The organism is Brevirhabdus pacifica (assembly GCF_002797755.1).
Lineage (GTDB): Bacteria > Pseudomonadota > Alphaproteobacteria > Rhodobacterales > Rhodobacteraceae > Brevirhabdus > Brevirhabdus pacifica.
Map to the genome: position 1 here is coordinate 1,059,562 of NZ_PGFI01000011.1, position 18,122 is coordinate 1,077,683.

Here is an 18,122-nt window from a genome sequence, read left to right on the forward strand (position 1 = left end):
GCTGCGTCTCTACGTCGATCAAGCCATTGAGGGGGAACAGCATGCAGGACCGGACGGCTGAGGGAGAAGGCGCGAACGGCGACGAGGGCGGCTGGTTCTCCGAGGATACGGCGACCTTTGGCGACCGGCTTGCCGCCGCGCGCGAACAGCTGGGCCTGACCCAGGAGGGGCTGGCCCGCCGGCTTGGGGTCAAGCACAAGACCGTCCGCGCCTGGGAGGATGACATGTCCGAGCCCCGCGCCAACAAGCTTCAGATGATGGCCGGGGTCCTGAACGTGTCGATCGTCTGGCTGCTGACGGGGCAGGGGATGGGCGTCGACGCGCCCGGTACCGCGACCGAGGATCTGCCCGGCGGACCCCAGGACGTGGCCGCGATCCTGACCGAGATGCGCAAGCTGCGTGCCGACATGGTGCGCGCCGCCGACCGGCTGGGCGTGCTGGAAAAGCGCCTGCGCACCGGGGGCGCGCAATGAGCGGACAGGCGGAAGACCCGGCGGTCCGCCTGCGCCGTCTGCGCATGCGAGCCTGGCGCCGCGGCATCAAGGAGATGGACCTGATCCTGGGCCCCTATGCCGACAGTCGCCTTGCCGATCTGTCCCCTGCCGAGCTGGACCTGTTCGAGGAGATCCTTGATTGCAACGATCAGGACCTGCTGGCCTGGTCGACGGGCGCGGGCACCGCGCCTGCGCAGCTTGCCCCCCTTCTGGAACGGATGGTCGCGCATGCCCGCGCCAACATCCCCGGCAAGGCCGCGCAAGGGGCCTGAAGGGCCTGTGATCCTGCCCCTGCCACGGCCACGCCACTTAACCGGTTGTTCGGAATTGACCGCTAGACCCGGGGCAGGCCAGAGGCAGGTGGACAGGAAAGATGACCGCGCAAACCATGAAAATCTCCGCCCCCGGGACAGCAGCATCGGGTGCAGATCACGCGATGATAATGACCGGCTACCTCGAAAGCCTGGCGCTGGTCGAACGGCTTCACCGGCTGTTGCTGGACGTGATCAAGGACGAGTTTGAGCGGGTGGGCGTGCTGGACATCAACGCGGTGCAGGCGCTTTTGATCTTCAACATCGGCGACAACGAGGTGACGGCGGGCGAGCTGAAATCGCGCGGCTATTACCAGGGCTCCAACGTCAGCTACAATCTCAAGCGGCTGGTCGAGATGGGGTACATGCACCACCAGCGCTGCGAGATCGATCGCCGCTCGGTCCGGGTCCGGCTGACCGAGAAGGGGCGCCGCGTGCGCAGCCTGGTCGCCGACCTGTTCGGAAGTCACGCCAGCGCCCTGGCCGAACGGGGCATCCTCGACGCGGGCGAGATCGACGAGATCAATACGGCCCTGCGCCGGGTCGAAAGATATTGGAGTGACCAGATCCGCTATATCTACTGAGCGGACAGCGGCCAGCGCCTCGCCCTTTGGTTAGTGGGCGCGCACCGGCAGGTCCGTGGTTGCGTCTCCCACGGCAAGCGTCCGTATTTCACGCAACAGCTTGCGCACCATCGCGTCGCGATAGTCGCCGTATCCCAAAGCAGGCTCGGCAAAGGCTCCGGGGCCTTCGATCACCTCGGCCCGGAAGTAGGTCAGCAGGTCGTCGACCGGGCGGGCGCCGCTCGTGCCCGCGAGGGTGCCGCCCCCGGCTGCCGGGCCGCCTGTCCCTGCGCCCGGTGCGGGGCCGCTGTCGGGCCCGCCTTCGCCAATGACCAGGGCGTTGACGGTCACCATGGGGCCCGCGCCGGTGCCCAGCAGGTCGCGGGGGCGCGGCCCCTCGTTCGAGCGGCCGTCGCCCGAGATGTCCAGCGTGTGCCGCCAGCAGTCGCCGCGCTGGGCCAGCATGGCGCGGCCCACCGCGATCGCCGTGCCAAGCGCCGTGGTCGAGGGGGCGGCAACCCGTCGGCTGGCCCGCAACTGCCCCACGACCGAGGCAAGTGCCGGCAGGTCGGAAAGCGCGGTCCAGGGCACCAGGACGCGCTGAAACTCGGACCCGCTCCATTCGAAGATCGACAGGGATATCGCGGCGCGGGGCATTGCCAGCAGGGCCTGGGCCACGCGGGGATCCTCCAGTGCCGAGGCCAGGCCGTCGCGTTGCATGGCGTATTCCTCGGCATCGACCGAGCCCGAGACATCCAGCCCCAGCGTCAGCGCCTGGCGGCAGGCCGCCCCGGCGGGGGTGGCAGCGCCAAGGACGGCAAGTGCGAGGAACAGCGCGGACAGCGCGGCGCGCAGGCCGATCAACCTCCGCCGGGGGCGAAGGCCGTCTTGGCAGGTCTGCACCCCGGCGCGGATCACGGCCACGCTCCTTTCCAGCAATCAGAACAACGAGCGGAACCCCAGCGAGACGCCCAGCTGCCGCGTGTCGAACCGCGAGATGTTCGAGCTGCCGCGCGCGGCCGTCAGCGTCAGCGTCGGCGCGAAACCCCAGGCGTCCAGCTTGGGGAACAGCAGCTCCAGCTCGGCCGACAGCCTTGTATCCTGACGCCCGTCCGGCACGCTGGCAAGCCCGAGCACATAGTCGGGAAAGTCGCGCAGGCTGGCGCCCAGGGTCAGTCCGGGCTGCACCGGGCCCCATGGACGATCCGGCACGATGTTGACGCCAAGGCTGAGGGTGTTCTGGCGTGCGTTGCGCATCTCGCCCGCCACGTGCATCAGGCCCAACCGCAGCCCGCCGGTGAAGCCGGCGGCGAAATGGCGCTGTAGCTGGCCGCCCAGGGCCAGCGTGTCGGTGTCGCCACCGTCGCCGACCGCGCGCCACTGCCGCTCGACCAGAAGGGTCAGGGCGCCGTTCACCCCGGGCGCCAAGGTGGCGCCGCGTCCCGCACGCAGTTGCAGGTACTGCCCCAGATCGCGTCCGCCGTAGAAGCTTTGCCCGACCGTCGCGCCGAACGAAAGCGGCCCCGTCGATCCCGGGCGGCGCAGGTGCCGGTTCACCGACAGCTCGACCGAGCCATAGCGAAAATCGGCGCCGCGTGCCCCGGGCGCCCGTGCCTTGGCGCTGTCCGATAGCAGGTAGCTGCGGTTCTCGAGGCGCAGGCCGAATTCGGTCATCTGCCCCGCGTCCCCCGCCAGCCGGTAGCCAAGCTGCGCGACGGCGCGGCTTTCCATGCCCGACAGCGCCTGGGCGTCGCCCGACAGGGTCGCTTGGGTATTCTCGCCGTTGACGATCAGCCGGTCGGTCGAGGCGCCGTTGTTGATGTTGGAGGTGGGCGCCAGCGAGAAGCTTAGCTGCGTGCGCCATGGATTGCGCGCGCGAACGGCGCGGTAATCCTGCGCGGTCTGGCGCATTCTGGCGTCGTCATCCGCGTCCTGCGCGGCCGCCCTCAGCCAGATCTGCGCCAGGCTTTCGCGCCCTTGCAGGAACGCGGCCTCGGCCGCGACATGGGCGGCCTCGTAGCGCAGGGCGCGGTTGTCGGTCTGGCCGTGGACCCGCAGGGCCTCGGCATAGGCCAGGGCCGGCTCTCCAAGTTGCGCGGCAGAGGCGGCAAGGATCAGCCGCGCCTCGGCATCGGCCGGATCGGCGCGCAGCAGGGCGCTGGCCAGCCGGTGGGCCAGGCCCGCGTTGCCCTGCCGCAGGGCGCCGCGCGCCAGGGCGCGGGACTGGTCAAGATCAAGGGTGACGGCGCCGCTGGCGTCGGGCGCGGGGGCTGTGACAGCGTCCCCATCGACCGACTGGGATGCGCCGGGCGCGGTCCATCCCAGGGTCAGCAGAAGCGCGATCGCGGCGGTTGTCCGGGGACGCTTCCGCAGGACGGGGATCATGGGCAGGTGGCGGCGTCGCCGGCGGTGCCACAGCGCGGCAGCACGAAGGCGCCATGCTCCCACACGGTTCCGTCGCCGCCAATCGGATTGACCACCAGAACGCCGGCCACGTCGCTGGCATCGGTGCCCCCGAAAAGGCCGCCGTAATCGCCGACGCCGGTCAGATCCTCGAACTCGACCTTGCCCAGAAATGTGCCCGTCTCGTCGATGCTGGTCGCGGTCAGCACCAGCGTGTCCAGCGCCTGGCCGCCCGTGGTCGAGCGGTTGGTGACGGCGCCGTTGACCAGGCTGTTGGTGAAGTCGGCGTTAAGCGTGACCGTGCCCTGGGTCCGCTGGGGCCCGCCCGAGCCGTCGTTCAGGGTGATCACCCCGGCGTAGCTGCCGATATAGGTGGCCAGGCCCGAGGTCGGGATCGTGTAGGCGTCGATGCGGCTGTAGTAGCCGCCGCCGAAATAGCGGTTGAACTGGCCACCGTCCGCCACGACCGAGGCCATGACCGTGCCGCGCGCGGATTCCTTGACCAGCGCCACGAAGCGCCGCTGGGCCGAGCTTTCCTGGATGTCGTAGGCAAGATAGCCGTTCAGATCGAGGGCGGCGTTGCGGTTGTAGGTAGCTTCCTTGTCCGACGCATCGAGGCCCGACAGGGTGACTTTCAGCGTCTGGGCGGTGGAATCGTAGGTGATCTTCTCGACATTCTTGGCCAGCACCGTGGGAATGCCCTCGGCATTGGTGGTGCCGCCAGAGGTGCCGCCCGTGCCGCTGCCGGTGCCACCGCCGCCGGCGCCGCCGAAGCCGTCCGCGATGATGTTGCTGCCCGAACCGCCGCAGGCGGTCAGCAGGCCGGCCATCAGAAGCACAGATGTCATACGGATCATGGGATCGCCCGGGTTGTTTCGCCTGCAAGGATGGGTCGTGGTCTTACGCCGCTTGCGGGCCACGGTCCGTTCAGCGGGGGTCAAAGTCAATCGCGCCCCGAGCGGTTTGCGGCAAGGGTGTTTTATCTGCCACGTCGCGCGCCGAAAACGCGCCGCGCACCGGATGGGTGGGACACATTATCTGGTGGATGACCGGGCCTCTCATGCTAGACATGGGTTTCCAGCGATTCCACCGAAGCGAGGTTGCCGATGCCCCTGACACCAGAGCAGACACAGGAAATCGAGGCGGCCCGCGCCAATCCGCGCCCGACGCTCCGTGCCGTCTCGGAAGGGATGGAGGCACATCTCTACCGCGCCCACGAGGTGCTGGACCACGGGTTCGTGCGGGTTGTCGACTACATGGGCGACGACTCGGCCATCGTGCAGGCCGCGCGGGTCAGCTATGGCGCCGGAACCAAGCATGTCAGCAATGACGAGGGGCTGATCCGCTATCTCATGCGGCACTGGCACTCGACCCCGTTCGAGATGTGCGAGATCAAGCTGCACGTGAAACTGCCGGTTTTCGTGGCCCGCCAGTGGATCCGTCACCGGACCGCCAACGTCAACGAATACTCGGCCCGCTATTCGATCCTGGACCGCGAATTCTACATTCCGGCCCCCGAGCAGCTTGCCGCCCAGTCCACCATCAACAACCAGGGCCGGGGCGAGACATTGCAAGGCGAAGAGGCCGCGCGTGTGCTGGAGATCCTGAAATCCGACGCCGGGCGCGCCTATGACCATTATGAGCAGATGCTGAGCCAGGAGGGCCAGTCGGGCCTTGCGCGCGAGCTTGCTCGCATGAACCTGCCGGCCAACATCTATACCCAATGGTACTGGAAGGTGGACCTGCACAATCTGTTCCACTTCCTGCGCCTGCGCGCCGATTCCCACGCCCAGTACGAGATCCGGGTCTATGCCGACGCGATCTGCAAGGTGGTGGCCGACTGGGTGCCCGCCGCCTATGCCGCGTTCGAGGATTACCGCATGGGCGGCGCAACCCTGTCGGGCAAGGCGCTGGATTGCGTGCGCCGGATGCTGGCGGGCGAGGCCGTGGATCAGGAGAACTCCGGCATGTCCAAGGGCGAGTGGCGGGAGTTTCGCGCCCTGCTGGACGAGGGCTGAGCCCGGGTCCGCACGGCCCTCGGGCAACCAGGCCGGGCGGATGATCCTGAAAATTCAATCCACGCGGGAATTCCGCGCGTAACCCCTTCGTCAAACCCGAGGAGGGGCCACAATGCAGATCGTCATCCTGTATCTCACTACCGCCACCGTGTTCCTGGTCGCGGACGCCATCATGCTGAAAACCGTGATGAAACCGCTGTTCGTAAAACACCTGGGCGACGCGGTGCTCGACTCGCCCCGGATGGGGGCGGCGGTCGTCTTCTACATGTTCTACGTGGCGGGATTGCTGTGGCTGGTGTCCTGGCCCGCGTTACGGGACGGCGTTCCGGCGCAGTCCCTCGTGAACGGGGCGCTTCTGGGCGCCATCGCCTATGGCACCTACGAGTTCACCAGCTACGCAGTAATGCGCGACTGGTCGCTACAGCAGGTGGTGATCGACGGGCTGTGGGGAACCGCGCTGACCGGCGGAGCCGCATTTGCAGGCGTCCTTGTGACAAGGGCCATGACCAGCTGAACCAACGGGAATTCTGGACCTGGGGCGCGGGGGCGAGGGTGGCCCTGCCGCCGCCGGAAGAAGGGCGGCGTCAGGCATGGCTACCGCGGTGACCTGTCCTTGGTGCCCGATCATCGCGGCGATGGTGCGCGAGTTCGCGCAGCGATGCCCGGACGACACCAGGACCTAGATCCGGCGATCTAGAGGGTCTTCAGATCCGCCGCCAGTTGCCGGCCGTCGCGACCCTCTTCCAGCTCGTAGCTGATCTTCTGGTCATCGGCCAGGCCGGACAGGCCCGAACGCTCCACCGCGGAGATATGCACGAATACGTCCTTGCCGCCGTCGTCGGGGGCGATGAAGCCGTATCCTTTCGTTGTGTTGAACCATTTCACGGTGCCAGTGGGCATCGCGTCACTCCTTCTTAGACTTGTTACTTCCCAACCGCCAAACCGGCCATTCGGATCCCGCGTTCGACGAGAATTTTTGCTTGGGCGCCGCTCCCGGGTGGGGTCGGGGACCCCGCGTGCCCTCTGGGGAAAAAACTGGGTCGTGTCCTGGGAAAAGCAAGTTTAATCTTCGCACTAGATGATTTGGCACCAAGAAACCGAAAGGCTTTTCCCAATGCGGATGCTCGGACTGAAGACCTGTGACACCTGCCGCAAGGCCCTGCGCGCGCTGGCAGCGGATGGGCATGAAATCACCCTGCGCGACGTCCGGCAGGAGCCGCTTTCGCCCGATGAAATCGCCCGTTTCGAAGGGCGTTTCGGCGAGGCGCTGGTCAACCGGAAATCGACCACCTGGCGGGCGCTTTCCGATGAGGAACGGGCGCGCCCCGCGACCGAGCTTCTGGCCGATCACCCGGCGTTGATGAAGCGTCCGGTGATCACCGACGGCGACCGCATGACCCTAGGCTGGACCGGGGATGTCCGCGAGGTTTGGCTGGGCTAGCGCAGGCAATCGCTCGCGTGGTTGGCCGCACCCGTCAGCGCAGTACGCCACCCGCCCGCGCCAGACACAGGGCCGACAGGGTGAACCCGTCCTCGATCCCGCCCGCGCGGATCAGCGCGTCAAGATCCGCCGTGGCATGATCGGTCACCGCGCCGGCTTCGGCGTCGCGGGGGCCGGGGCGGGCATCGGGCGCCAACGTCACCGCGAAGACGGCCACCCGCGAGGACAGCATCGCGGTGTTGGGGCGCACAAAGCCCAAGGGTTGGAACGACGCCAGCGGCGCGTCATACCCCGTCTCTTCGCACAGCTCGCGGCGGGCGGCCTGCCGGGCGGTCTCGCCCTCTGCGCCATAGCCGCGCGGGATCTCAAGGGTCCGGGCCCCGCCCTGGGCGGGCCGGTGCATTTCCAGCAGGATCAGACGGTCGCCGCGCATGGCGATGACGGCGGCGCCGTTACGGGCGTCGGGTTCTTCGACCCAATGCTGCCGGCCCTCGCGGATCACACGGAACCAGGGGTTTTCATATTCGATCACCGGATTTCCACCCCGATCTTGCGTATCAGTGCCGGATAAAGCCCGAACCAGTTGCGCCGCGAGGCCCAACCCATGCCCTTATCCTGCATCTTGTCCTCGACGAAACCAATGGCCTCGTCGGTCAGATGAGCCAGAAGCTGGTTGGTGCCCGCCGCCGAGACCAGATTGAACAGGCTGATGGCGTGGTCAATGAACTCGGTCTTGCGGCGCAGCAACCGGAACGAGGTCGTCGCGTCCAGCAGTTGCGGGGGCAGGGCGTCGATGACGGCGATGCGGTCCATCGCAAAGGCCTCGCCCTTGCGAACGAACAGCCCGTGATAGGCGGGGTCGATCACCTCGGCCTGAAACCGCGCGGCGGTGGCGGGGTCGAACGCGTCGCCGGCCGCCTTGTACCAGGCCGAGCGCGAGTTGAGAGTATCCGTCCCCTTCAGCATCGTACTCAGCGCATCTGACGAGGTTTCCCGCCACTGGGCAAGCGAGGATCCCTGCTGGATCGCCTCGGTCAGCGACGAGGGGCGAAGCGCCACCGGTTCGGGCGGCCTGGCCACCCGCGCCAGGATCAGGTCCAGACGCTTCAGATCGTCCTCGATGTCCCGGCGTTCCAGAAAACTCAGCTGTTGCTTGGTGCGCCCGCCGCATCTGCTTAGGATATAGTCCGGCGGCAGGGCGTCGAAATAGTCGCGCAGGCGCATGCCCACATGCCCGGCAGGGCCGCGCAGGACCAGCCCGCCGCCTTGAGACCCGGCCAGCCAGTCTTGCAGGTTGCGCCGATCCAGCACCATCAGCATGTGCGGATTGTCCAGCAGCAGGCTGGGCGTGGCGATCACGCCACGGGCGAACATGGCCCCGATCAGCACCCGCTTGGTCAGCTCTTCTACGCCAAGCCTGCGCACGGAATCGCAGTTCGACAGGAACATTGCCTCTTTCAGAAGCATCGGGGCAGAAGCATTGGGGACGGGGACCTTCGGGCGCTTTCGTCAGCAGGGTTGGATGCCCCCGGCAAGCCTGTCGGCGCACCGGGGAGCAGCGGGATCAGCCGCGCAGATCTGGCGGTGTCGCCTCAAGCGCAAGCTCGTCGCGGATCTCGTCGAGGGTGCGGACCTGGGTTTGCTTCTGACCCAGACGGCGGACCGAGACGGTTTTGTCGGCCACCTCGGACATACCGACGGCAAGGATCGCGGGCACCTTGGCGACCGAATGTTCGCGCACCTTGTAGTTGATCTTTTCGTTGCGGGTATCGGCCTCGGCGCGGATGCCGGCGGCGCGCAGGGTGGCGACGACCTCGTGCACATATGCGTCGGCGTCCGACACGATGGCGGCCACGACCACCTGTCGCGGGGCAAGCCAGAAGGGCAGCTTGCCGGCGTGTTCCTCGATCAGGATGCCGATGAACCGCTCGAAGCTGCCCAGCGTGGCGCGGTGCAGCATGACGGGGCGGTGCTTTTCGCCGTCGCGGCCGATGTAATTGGCGTCCAGCCGTTCGGGCAGCACGAAATCGACCTGATGGGTGCCGCACTGCCAGTCACGGCCGATGGCGTCGGTCAGCACAAACTCCAGCTTGGGACCGTAGAAGGCGCCTTCGCCGGGGTTCAGCTCGGGCTCGATCCCGGCGGCGCGGGTGGCGTTCAAAAGCGCGGCCTCGGCCTTGTCCCACACCTCGTCCGAGCCTGCGCGGGTCTCGGGCCGGTCCGAGAATTTCACCTTGAAGCTTTCGAAACCCAGATCGCGGTACACTTCGGAGAGGAAGTTGATAAAGGTCGCGGTTTCGGCCTCGATCTGGTCTTCCTCGCAGAAGATGTGCCCGTCATCCTGGGTGAACCCGCGCACCCGCATGATGCCGTGCAGCGCGCCCGACGGCTCGTAGCGGTTGCACGATCCGAACTCGGCCATGCGCAGCGGCAGCTCGCGATAGCTTTTCAGGCCCTGATTGAAGATCTGCACATGGCAGGGACAGTTCATGGGCTTGAGAGCGTTGACCGATTTCTCGCGGGCGTGTTCCTCGTCGACCTCGACGATGAACATGTGGTCCTGATATTTCTCCCAGTGGCCCGAGGCTTCCCACAGCTTGCGGTCCACGACCTGCGGGGTGTTGACCTCGACATAGCCGCCGGCGCGCTGCTTGCGGCGCATGTAGTCCTGAAGCGTGGTGTAGACGGTCCAGCCGCCCGGATGCCAGAAGACCTGACCGGGGGCTTCTTCCTGCATGTGGAACAGGTCCATCTCGCGGCCCAGCTTGCGGTGGTCGCGCTTGGCGGCCTCTTCCAGCATGTGCAGATGGGCTTTCAGCTGTTCCTTGTTCTGGAAGGCCACGCCGTAGATCCGTTGCAGCATCTGGCGCGAGCTGTCGCCGCGCCAGTAGGCGCCGGCCACGCTCATCAGCTTGAAGGCGTCGGCGGGGACCTGCCCGGTGTGGGCCAGATGCGGGCCGCGGCACAGGTCCTGCCAGTCGCCGTGCCAATACATGCGCAGCGGCTCGTCGCCGGGAATGGCCTCGATCAGCTCGACCTTGTAGGGCTCGCCCAGGCTTTCGTAATGGGCGATGGCGCGGGGGCGGTCCCAGACCTCGGTGCGGACGGGGTCGCGGCTGTTGATGATCTCTTTCATCTTCTTCTCGATCGCGCCCAGATCCTCGGGGGTGAAGGGCTCTTCGCGGTCGAAATCGTAATACCAGCCGTCCTTGATGACCGGGCCGATGGTGACCTTGACGTCGGGCCACAGCTCTTGCACCGCTCGGGCCATGATGTGGGCCAGATCGTGGCGGATCAGCTCAAGCGCGGGCTCGGCCTCTTTCATGGTGTTGATGGCGATGGCGGCGTCGCCCTCGATGGGCCATTGCAGATCCCAGTGGCGGCCATCGACGGTGGCGCTGATGGCCTTCTTGGCCAGCGAGGTCGAGATGTCGGCGGCCACCTCGGCCGCGGTCACGCCGGCGGGAAAGCTGCGCGAATTGCCATCGGGAAATGTCAGGGAGATCTGCGTCATGCGACTGGATCCTCGTCGGTTTGGCGCCCACGGAACGCCCGGTTGCGGGTAAGATGTCCGCGCTTTCTGGCCAGCGGCGGGCGGGGTGTCAACACCAAGCGGGGCCTTGGCGACGCGATGGCACGCCCGCGCCGGCGGGATCGGGTGCCGAAGGGGGCTGGACGGGGCGGCGGATCTGCCGAAGACTGCGCCGCACCACCCTTGCAGATCCCGGAGGATCCATGACCGACATCGCCCATCTCGACACGCCCCAAGGCCGCCGCATCGCCTATCGCCAGACCGCGGCCCAGGGGGCGGGGACCGCGCCCGGCGTGGTCTTCCTGGGCGGGTTCAAGTCCGACATGGAGGGCAGCAAGGCCGCGCATCTCGAAGACTGGGCGCGGCGCACGGGCCACGCCTTCCTGCGCTTCGACTATTCTGGGCACGGGGTGTCGTCGGGCACGTTCGAGGAGGGGGCGATCGGCGACTGGGCCGAGGATGCGATGGCCGTTCTCGACAAGCTGACCGAGGGGCCGCAGGTGCTTGTCGGCTCGTCCATGGGGGGATGGATCTCGCTGCTGCTCTGCCGGGCGCGGCGGTCGCGCATCGCGGGGCTGGTGACCATCGCCGCCGCCCCCGATTTCACCGAGGACAGCATGTGGGCCAATTTCGACGAACCCCACCGCCAGGCGCTGGAGCGGGACGGTCGCGTGGCCCTGCCTTCGGACTATGGCGAGCCCTACGTCATCACCCGACGCCTGATCGAGGAGGGGCGCGGCAACCTCGTCCTGCGCACGCCGCTGGAGTTGCCGTTTCCGGTGCGCTTCCTCCAGGGCACGGCGGATGAGGACGTGGACATGTCCGTGGCCCTGCGCCTCTTGGACCATGCCAGCGGGCCGGACATGCGCCTGACCTGCGTGAAGGGGGCCGATCACCGTTTTTCGGACGCCGAGTGTCTGGAGCTGATCGAAACCACCATCGAGGAGGTGCTGACCCGGCACGCCTGATCCGCCCCGTCGCCCCAGCCGCGCAACTCGGCGATTTCCGGCCGTGGCGGGTGGGGCGGCAGCGGAAAACTGCCCGCCCCCTCGACCCGTCGCCGCTTCACGGGCATAAGCGGTTCAACGCCAGTGCTTACACGAAGTGGACCCCATGTCGGAACCTCTTGTCCTGCTGCCCGGGCTGATGTGCGACGCGCGGCTTTTCGCGCCCCAGATCGCGGCATTGTCCGGCGGGCGAACCCTTCACCTGGCCAACCTCACCCGGGGCGATACCATCGCCGAGATGGCAACCCATGTGCTGGCCGATGCGCCGGCGCGCTTTGCCCTCGCGGGCCATTACCTGGGCGGCATGGTGGCGATGGAGATCCTGCGCCAGGCCCCCGACCGGGTGTCGCGCCTGTGCGTCATGGACACGAGCTGCCTGAGCGAGACGCCGGCCATCGCAGCCTCGCGCGAGCCGCGCCTGATCCGCGCCCGGTCGGGCCGTTTGGCGGATGCATTGCGCGAGGATCTGGGCCCCGACCAGCTGGCGGCCGGGCCGTCGCGGATGGATGTGCTGGCAAAGTTCATGGCCATGGCGATGGATCTTGGCCCGCAGGTCTACGAGCGGCAGATCAAGGCGATCCAGCGCCGCCCCGATCAGCAGCCGACCCTGCGCAAGCTGCGCAACCTGCCGGTGCTGATCGTCTGCGGGGCCGAGGATAGCCTGAGCCCGCCGCGCCGCCACGAATTCATGAGCGCGCTGATCCCCGGCGCCAAGCTGGCCCTGATCGAGCGGGCGGGCCATCTGCCGACCCTGGAGCAGCCCGAGGCGGTCAGCCACGTCCTGGCCGACTGGCTTGGCTGGCCCGAGCCTGTGCGCCGGGTGCCCGGCGGGCTGGCCACGCGGCCGGCCGCGCCGCCGCCGCCGCGCAGCCCGCGCTAGGGCCATTGCGGGGGGGGCGTGGCCCCCCGACTACGTCAGGATTTCTTGCGAGACTTCGAGCCTTTGCCGGGTTTCCTGGCCTTGGTTGCCGGTCGTGCGGCGGCTTGGGCCCCAGGCTTGGGATCGGTGGCCTTTGCGCTTGTCGCCTTCACCTCAGCGGGCTTCGGATCGGCGGGCTTTTTCGCCTCGGGGGCGGTCTTTGCCGGGGCGGGTGTCTTGTCCTGCGTCGCGCTCTCGCCGGCCTCGTCCGACACCTTTTCGGCACCCTTGTCAGCACCTTTGGCGGTCTGGGCCTTCTTCGTGGCCTCGCGGATCGCCCGGTCCAGAAGGTCCGCCGTGTCGTCCAGCAGGGTCCGCACCTCGGCCGCCTTGTCGCCGCCATCGACCGCGTCGGCGCCGGTCTTGCGGGCCGAGGGTCCGCGCGCCGGGGTGGTGGTGGCGCGCGCGGGCGCATCCTCCATGCTGGCGTCGATGAAATCCAGCACCAGCGGGCGAATGTTGTTGCGCCACGAGCGGCCCGCGAAAATCCCGTAATGGCCCGCGCCCTCTTCAAGGTGGCTGGCCTTCTTGTCGTCGGGCAGGCCGGTCAGAAGATCCAGCGCGGCGACGCATTGGCCGGGGGCCGAGATGTCGTCCTTGGTCCCTTCGACCGTCTTGACGGCAACGGTGGTGATCTTGCCGATGTCCACCGGGCGGCCGCCGACGGTGAAGACGTTGTCGGCAACCTCGCGGCCCTTGAAGATCCGCTCGACCGTGGAAAGGTAGAACTCGGCCGTCATGTCCATCACGGCCAGGTATTCGTCATAGAAGCGATTGTGCTTGTCGTGATCCGAAGCGGTGCCCTTGGCGACGGCCAGGATCTGGTCCTGGAAGGCCTTGGCGTGAGTTTCGGCGTTCATCGACACGAAGGACAGAAGTTGCAAAAGCCCGGGGTAGACCTTGCGCCCGGCGCCGGCGTGGTTGAAGCCGACGCGCTGGATCGCGCTGTGCTCCAGCTGACCCATGGTGATGCGGCGGCCGAAATCGGTGACATCGGTCGGGGTGGCGTCGGGGTCGATCGGCCCGCCGATCAGGGTCAGGCTGCGCGGCTGCGCCTCGGGCGCCTCGTCGGCAAGGCACGCGGTCGCGGCCAAGGCCAGCGGGGCGGGCTGACAGACGGCGATGACGTGGATGTCGGGCCCAAGCTCGCGCATGAAATCCACGAGGTAAAGGGTATAATCCTCGATATCGAACTTGCCTTCCGACACGGGGATGTCGCGGGCGTTGTGCCAGTCGGTGATGTAGACATCGGCATCAGGCAGCAGCGAGCGCACGGTCGAGCGCAGTAGCGTCGCGTAATGGCCCGACATGGGCGCGACCAGCAGAATGCGGCGGGCCATCGGGGCACGGCCCTGAACGCGGAATCCGATCAGGTCGCCGAAGGGACGGGTGAGGATCTGTTCCACCTCGACCGGGTGATCGCGCCCGTCATCGCCCAGCACGCTGTCGATGCCCCAGTCGGGTTTGGCCACCATCCGGTTGAAACTGTGCTCTGTCACCTCGCCCCAGGCGGCCATCCACTGCACCCAGGGGTTCGCCGTCAGGCCCCAGACGGGGTAGGATGCAAAGGTGCGCGCGGTGGAACCCAGCCACTGGTTCGTGTTCCGGGCGGTTTCCATCATATCGTAGGTCAGAAGGTAGTTCATCGTTCATCCTTTTCCCGGAATCGGGTATGACCAGTAAAGATTGCCGTTTCGCGAAGTCCCCGCGAACGCCCGTCGCCAGATGCTTATGCTGCACAGCAGCAAGATAGGAGCAACAGGACCTTATGGCAACTGAAGAGCCCGCCGATCTACGCGACGTCGAGACGCTGAACGCCAACCTGGCCAAGGTCGAGGAGCTTTCGCAGCGCCTTGTCGCGGCCATGGCGGCGCGCAAGCCGTCGGACAAGGGGCTGGAGGGGCCGGGCCAGGACCTCTATGCCAAGGCGGCCTCTGCCTACATGTCCGAGATGATGGCCAACCCGGCCCGGATCATCGAGCATCAGGTGGGTTACTGGGGAAAGGCGCTGAAGCATTTCGTCGAGGCCAACCACGCCCTTGCGTCCATGACCCCCGGCGCCTTTCCCGGGGCGATCCCGGGGGCGGAGGCCGGTGCGGCGGGCCCCTCGGGCGCGCCTGCCGATCCCGGCCCCAAGGACCGGCGCTTTTCCAATCCCCTCTGGGATACCCACCCCTATTTCAACTTCATAAAGCAGCAATACCAGCTGAGCGCCGAGGCGATCGAGACCAGCGTGCGCGAGCTTGAGGTCGAGGGGCGCGACAAGCAGCGGCTGGAATTCTTTGCCCGCCAGATTATCGACATGATGTCGCCGGCCAACTTCCTGGCCACCAACCCCGAGGCGCTGGAGAAGGCCGTTGCCACCAACGGCCAGTCGCTGGTGCAGGGTCTTGAGAACCTTGTGCGCGATATCGAGGCCAACGACGGCGAGCTGCTGGTTTCGCTATCCGACCGCGATGCCTTCACCGTGGGCGAGAACCTGGCGGCGACCGAAGGCTCGGTCGTCTACCGCAATTCCATGTTCGAGCTGATCCAGTATGCCCCCGCGACCGAGAAGGTGCGGGCGCGGCCTCTGATCCTGTTTCCGCCCTGGATCAACAAGTTCTACGTGCTGGACCTGAAGCCCCGCAACAGCCTGATCCGCTGGATCGTGGAGCAGGGCTACACGCTGTTCGTGGTCAGCTGGGTCAACCCTGATCCCAGCTATCGCGACGTGGGGCTGGAAACCTATGTCGAGGACGGGTTCCTGGAGGCGATCCGCGTCGTTCGCGAGATCACGGGCGAAGAGCAGGTCAACGCCACCGGCTACTGTATCGCGGGCACCACGCTGGCGCTGTCGCTGGCCTTGCTGAAGCAGCGCGGCGAGGCGCCCGTCGCCTCGGCCACCTTCTTCACCACGCTGACCGATTTCAGCGACAAGGGCGAGGTGGGGGTCTTTCTAACCGACGATTTCGTCGACGCGATCGAGCGCGAGGTCACCGAAAAGGGGATCCTGCAATCCTTCTTCATGTCGCGCACCTTCTCCTACCTGCGGTCCAACGACCTGATCTACCAGCCCGCGATCCGCAGCTACATGCTGGGCGAGGCGCCGCCGGCCTTCGACCTGCTGTACTGGAACGGGGATTCGACCAACCTTCCGGCCCGGATGGCGGTGCAGTACCTGCGCGGCCTTTGCCAGGGTAACCGCTTTGCCGAGGGCGGGTTCGACCTGGCGGGTACATCGCTGGCGCTGGGGGACGTGGACCTGCCGGTCTTCGCCGTTGCCTGCGAGACGGACCATATCGCGGCTTGGCCCTCGTCCTATGTAGGTGTCGCGACGATGGGCAGCAAGGACAAGACATTCGTGCTGTCCCAGTCGGGCCATATCGCCGGCATCGTCAATCCGCCCAGCAAGAACAAGTACGGCCATTACACGGGCGATGCGCCCGGCGGGTCGCGCAAGGGGCGTGCAGGGCAGGGCGGTGGCCTTACCCCCGAGGAATGGAAGGCGGGCGCCGAGTTCCACGAAGGATCCTGGTGGGGCCGGTGGGAGGAATGGCTGCGCGCGCGGTCGGGCGACGAGGTGCCGGCACGCCAGCCAGGTTCGGCGGATTACCCGGTGCTTTGTCCCGCGCCCGGGACCTATGTTGTGGCCAAGCCCCGCAAGGAGGCCCCGTAGGGGCCGAAACCCTCATTCCGAAATTTTTGCTGCAGTGCGGCACAAAGATCTTGCAATGCTGCGACGCGGCATCTATATCCTTTTCACAGAATAGAGGGCCTTCCCCCACGAAGGCAGCTGAAAGGAAGTTTTCAAATGGCTACCGCACAAGATTACACCAAAGCGTTCAACGACATGATGAGCGCCTTCCCGATCGACACCTCGGCCTTCACCGAGGCTTTCCGCGCACAGGCCGAACTGGGCGAGCGTATGTCCAACGTCGCGCTGCAGGCTGCCGAGAAGTCCACCGAGATCTCCTCGAACTGGACCAAGACCACCCTGTCGCGCATGGGCAATGTGACCCGCGTCAAGGAAGATCCCGCCGATTATTCCAAGGCGATGTCCGAGTTTGCCTCGGCTTCGGCCGAGACCGCGTCCGAGAACCTGGCCGCCTTCGCCGAAGTCGCCAAGAAGGTCCAGATGGACACGGTCGAGATCATGATGGCCGCCGGCAAGACCTTCTCGGAAGAGGTCAACACCGCGACCCGCAAGGCCACCGACCAGGCCGCTTCGGCTGCCAAGAAGCCGGTCAACGCGACCGCAAAGTAAGCGCGCCGCGCGGCCCCCGGGCCCGGCACGAAAGACTTCCGCCAAGACGCCTCCCTGTCGGCGCGGAACCCAAGGGCAGCCCCGCGGCTGCCCTTTCTTTTTCCGCCGCACTGAAATAGCATGGTTTCTGCGCTGCAAACCTTGGGAGGATGAACGTGGCCGAGTCGGACAAGCCCCTGCTTATCAAGCGTTATGCGAGCCGTCGTCTCTACAACACCGAGACCAGCGACTACGTCACGCTTGAAGACATCGCCCGCTTCATCCGTGACGGGCGCGAGGTGAAGATCGTCGACCTGAAATCGGGCGACGACCTGACCCGCCAATATCTTCTTCAGATCATCGCCGAGCATGAAAGCCGCGGCGAAAGCGTGCTGCCGCTGGGCGTGCTGACCGATCTGGTCCGCAGCTACACGACGCAGGCCCAATCGGTCGTGCCCCAGTTCCTTGCCGTCAGCTTCGACATGCTGCGCGACAGCCAGTCGCGGATGATGGAGAACATGGGAACGATCAATCCGCTGGCCTCGATCCCGGGGATGGAGGCGATGCAGGCGCAGCAGCGCGCCTTCCTCAAGGCCATGAGCGGCGGCTGGGCCGGTAGCACCATGCCCGGCGGCGAAACCGAGGCCGAGGCCGGCAAGGCCGGTGTCCAGGGCGCCCGCGCCGCGGGATCGGCCGACGACCTTGACGAGATCAAGAAGCAGCTGGCCGAATTGCAGTCCCGCCTGTCCCGTATGGGCAGCTGAGGGCAGGGCCAGGCGCCCTCCAGGGCTGTTGCGCTACGGTCACATTTCGTCCTGTCAAAAGGGGCGCCCTGCGCGTCCCGAAGCCGCATGCCGCTGCGTCAGCGCCGACTTTTCGAGGGCGAACTCCGGGTCCCTGAAGACGTGATGCGGCGCGGGTCGTGACGGGCCCGATCCATAGGCGAGCTGCTAACATTTTGCGCTATTTGCGGTTTTTGCCGCGGGCCGGTCGCACCGGCCCCGCGATTCCGTCCGCGCGGCCCCCTCGGGGGGCCCGCGCAAAGGGTTCCGGAAAACCGCGCGAAGATGGGCGAAAAACCGCCCCGGGAAAAATCGTGGAGGCCCTTGAATACGTGGGCCAAAACGCCATTTTTTGATCAGTGCGAACAGCAGGCTTGCACGGAATCAAATTGGCGGCTAAGGGCCGGTAAATTACGGACCCGACCCC

18 protein-coding genes and 1 pseudogene are annotated in these 18,122 nt (G+C 66.8%); 11 read left to right on the top strand and 8 right to left on the bottom strand.

Features of this window, described 5'->3' with window-relative positions; translation table 11 throughout:
* The first annotated feature begins 41 nt into the window (after nt 1-41).
* The 3 genes from CLV77_RS05160 (at nt 42) to CLV77_RS05170 (ending at nt 1,389) form a co-directional block, all read left to right on the top strand.
* Entirely contained in the window at nt 42-473 is a 432-nt protein-coding gene (locus CLV77_RS05160; RefSeq protein WP_076978963.1) for a helix-turn-helix domain-containing protein, read from the top strand.
* Nucleotides 470-766 (top strand): FAD assembly factor SdhE, encoded by a 297-nt coding sequence (locus CLV77_RS05165; RefSeq protein ID WP_076978962.1) that lies wholly within the window; start codon nt 470-472, stop codon nt 764-766. The genes CLV77_RS05160 and CLV77_RS05165 overlap by 4 nt, the downstream gene beginning before the upstream one ends.
* A gap of 116 nt (nt 767-882) precedes the next feature.
* Entirely contained in the window at nt 883-1,389 is a 507-nt protein-coding gene (locus tag CLV77_RS05170) for a MarR family winged helix-turn-helix transcriptional regulator (protein ID WP_076980960.1), read from the top strand.
* A gap of 30 nt (nt 1,390-1,419) precedes the next feature.
* Here CLV77_RS05170 and CLV77_RS05175 read toward each other — a convergent pair whose 3' ends face one another.
* The 3 genes from CLV77_RS05175 to CLV77_RS05185 are packed head-to-tail and all read right to left on the bottom strand — an operon-like array spanning nt 1,420 to nt 4,628.
* Nucleotides 1,420-2,286 (bottom strand): DUF1194 domain-containing protein, encoded by an 867-nt coding sequence (locus CLV77_RS05175; protein ID WP_321174927.1) that lies wholly within the window; start codon nt 2,284-2,286, stop codon nt 1,420-1,422.
* Nucleotides 2,287-2,307: 21 nt separating this feature from the next.
* On the bottom strand, nt 2,308-3,753 hold the full coding sequence (locus CLV77_RS05180) for a tetratricopeptide repeat protein (protein WP_143815101.1): 1,446 nt from the start codon (nt 3,751-3,753) through the stop codon (nt 2,308-2,310).
* Entirely contained in the window at nt 3,750-4,628 is an 879-nt protein-coding gene (locus CLV77_RS05185; protein ID WP_100053048.1) for a HupA family protein, read from the bottom strand. Before CLV77_RS05185 ends, CLV77_RS05180 begins: the two co-directional genes overlap by 4 nt.
* Nucleotides 4,629-4,877: 249 nt before the next feature.
* On the opposite strand from CLV77_RS05185, the gene thyX reads away from it, so the two are divergent.
* Entirely contained in the window at nt 4,878-5,789 is a 912-nt protein-coding gene (gene thyX, locus CLV77_RS05190) for an FAD-dependent thymidylate synthase (protein ID WP_076978959.1), read from the top strand.
* Nucleotides 5,790-5,901: 112 nt separating this feature from the next.
* Complete coding sequence (locus tag CLV77_RS05195) at nt 5,902-6,303, top strand: DUF2177 family protein (protein WP_076978958.1); 402 nt, start codon at nt 5,902-5,904, stop codon at nt 6,301-6,303.
* Nucleotides 6,304-6,482: 179 nt separating this feature from the next.
* On the opposite strand, the gene CLV77_RS05200 is transcribed toward CLV77_RS05195, so the two are convergent.
* Entirely contained in the window at nt 6,483-6,689 is a 207-nt protein-coding gene (locus CLV77_RS05200) for a cold-shock protein (protein ID WP_076978957.1), read from the bottom strand.
* Nucleotides 6,690-6,903: 214 nt separating this feature from the next.
* Here CLV77_RS05200 and CLV77_RS05205 point away from each other — a divergent pair, with 214 nt between their 5' ends.
* Entirely contained in the window at nt 6,904-7,230 is a 327-nt protein-coding gene (locus tag CLV77_RS05205) for an arsenate reductase family protein (protein WP_076978956.1), read from the top strand.
* A gap of 34 nt (nt 7,231-7,264) precedes the next feature.
* Here CLV77_RS05205 and CLV77_RS05210 read toward each other — a convergent pair whose 3' ends face one another.
* The 3 genes from CLV77_RS05210 to thrS form a co-directional block, all read right to left on the bottom strand.
* Entirely contained in the window at nt 7,265-7,762 is a 498-nt protein-coding gene (locus tag CLV77_RS05210) for an NUDIX hydrolase (RefSeq protein WP_076978955.1), read from the bottom strand.
* Entirely contained in the window at nt 7,759-8,697 is a 939-nt protein-coding gene (locus CLV77_RS05215) for a hypothetical protein (RefSeq protein WP_157802006.1), read from the bottom strand. The genes CLV77_RS05210 and CLV77_RS05215 overlap by 4 nt, the downstream gene beginning before the upstream one ends.
* 97 nt (nt 8,698-8,794) lie before the next feature.
* A complete protein-coding gene (thrS, locus tag CLV77_RS05220) occupies nt 8,795-10,744 on the bottom strand; it encodes a threonine--tRNA ligase (protein WP_076978953.1) in 1,950 nt (649 codons plus the stop codon).
* Between the two features lie 221 nt (nt 10,745-10,965).
* On the opposite strand from thrS, the gene CLV77_RS05225 reads away from it, so the two are divergent.
* Nucleotides 10,966-11,730: an alpha/beta hydrolase gene (locus CLV77_RS05225; RefSeq protein ID WP_076978952.1), complete on the top strand. Its 765-nt coding sequence runs from the start codon at nt 10,966-10,968 to the stop codon at nt 11,728-11,730.
* A gap of 145 nt (nt 11,731-11,875) precedes the next feature.
* On the top strand, nt 11,876-12,649 hold the full coding sequence (locus tag CLV77_RS05230; RefSeq protein WP_076978951.1) for an alpha/beta fold hydrolase: 774 nt from the start codon (nt 11,876-11,878) through the stop codon (nt 12,647-12,649).
* 428 nt (nt 12,650-13,077) lie between these two features.
* On the opposite strand, the pseudogene phaZ reads toward CLV77_RS05230, so the two are convergent.
* Nucleotides 13,078-14,334 (bottom strand): annotated as a pseudogene (gene phaZ, locus CLV77_RS05235) (polyhydroxyalkanoate depolymerase); the annotation flags it as partial.
* 122 nt (nt 14,335-14,456) lie between these two features.
* Between phaZ and CLV77_RS05240 the strand changes: the two are divergent.
* From CLV77_RS05240 to phaR, 3 genes are all read left to right on the top strand, one after another.
* On the top strand, nt 14,457-16,346 hold the full coding sequence (locus CLV77_RS05240) for a PHA/PHB synthase family protein (RefSeq protein ID WP_076978950.1): 1,890 nt from the start codon (nt 14,457-14,459) through the stop codon (nt 16,344-16,346).
* 135 nt (nt 16,347-16,481) lie between these two features.
* Complete coding sequence (locus CLV77_RS05245; RefSeq protein ID WP_076978949.1) at nt 16,482-16,934, top strand: phasin, PhaP; 453 nt, start codon at nt 16,482-16,484, stop codon at nt 16,932-16,934.
* Nucleotides 16,935-17,083: 149 nt separating this feature from the next.
* Entirely contained in the window at nt 17,084-17,677 is a 594-nt protein-coding gene (gene phaR, locus CLV77_RS05250) for a polyhydroxyalkanoate synthesis repressor PhaR (RefSeq protein WP_076978948.1), read from the top strand.
* The last annotated feature ends 445 nt before the right edge of the window (nt 17,678-18,122 follow it).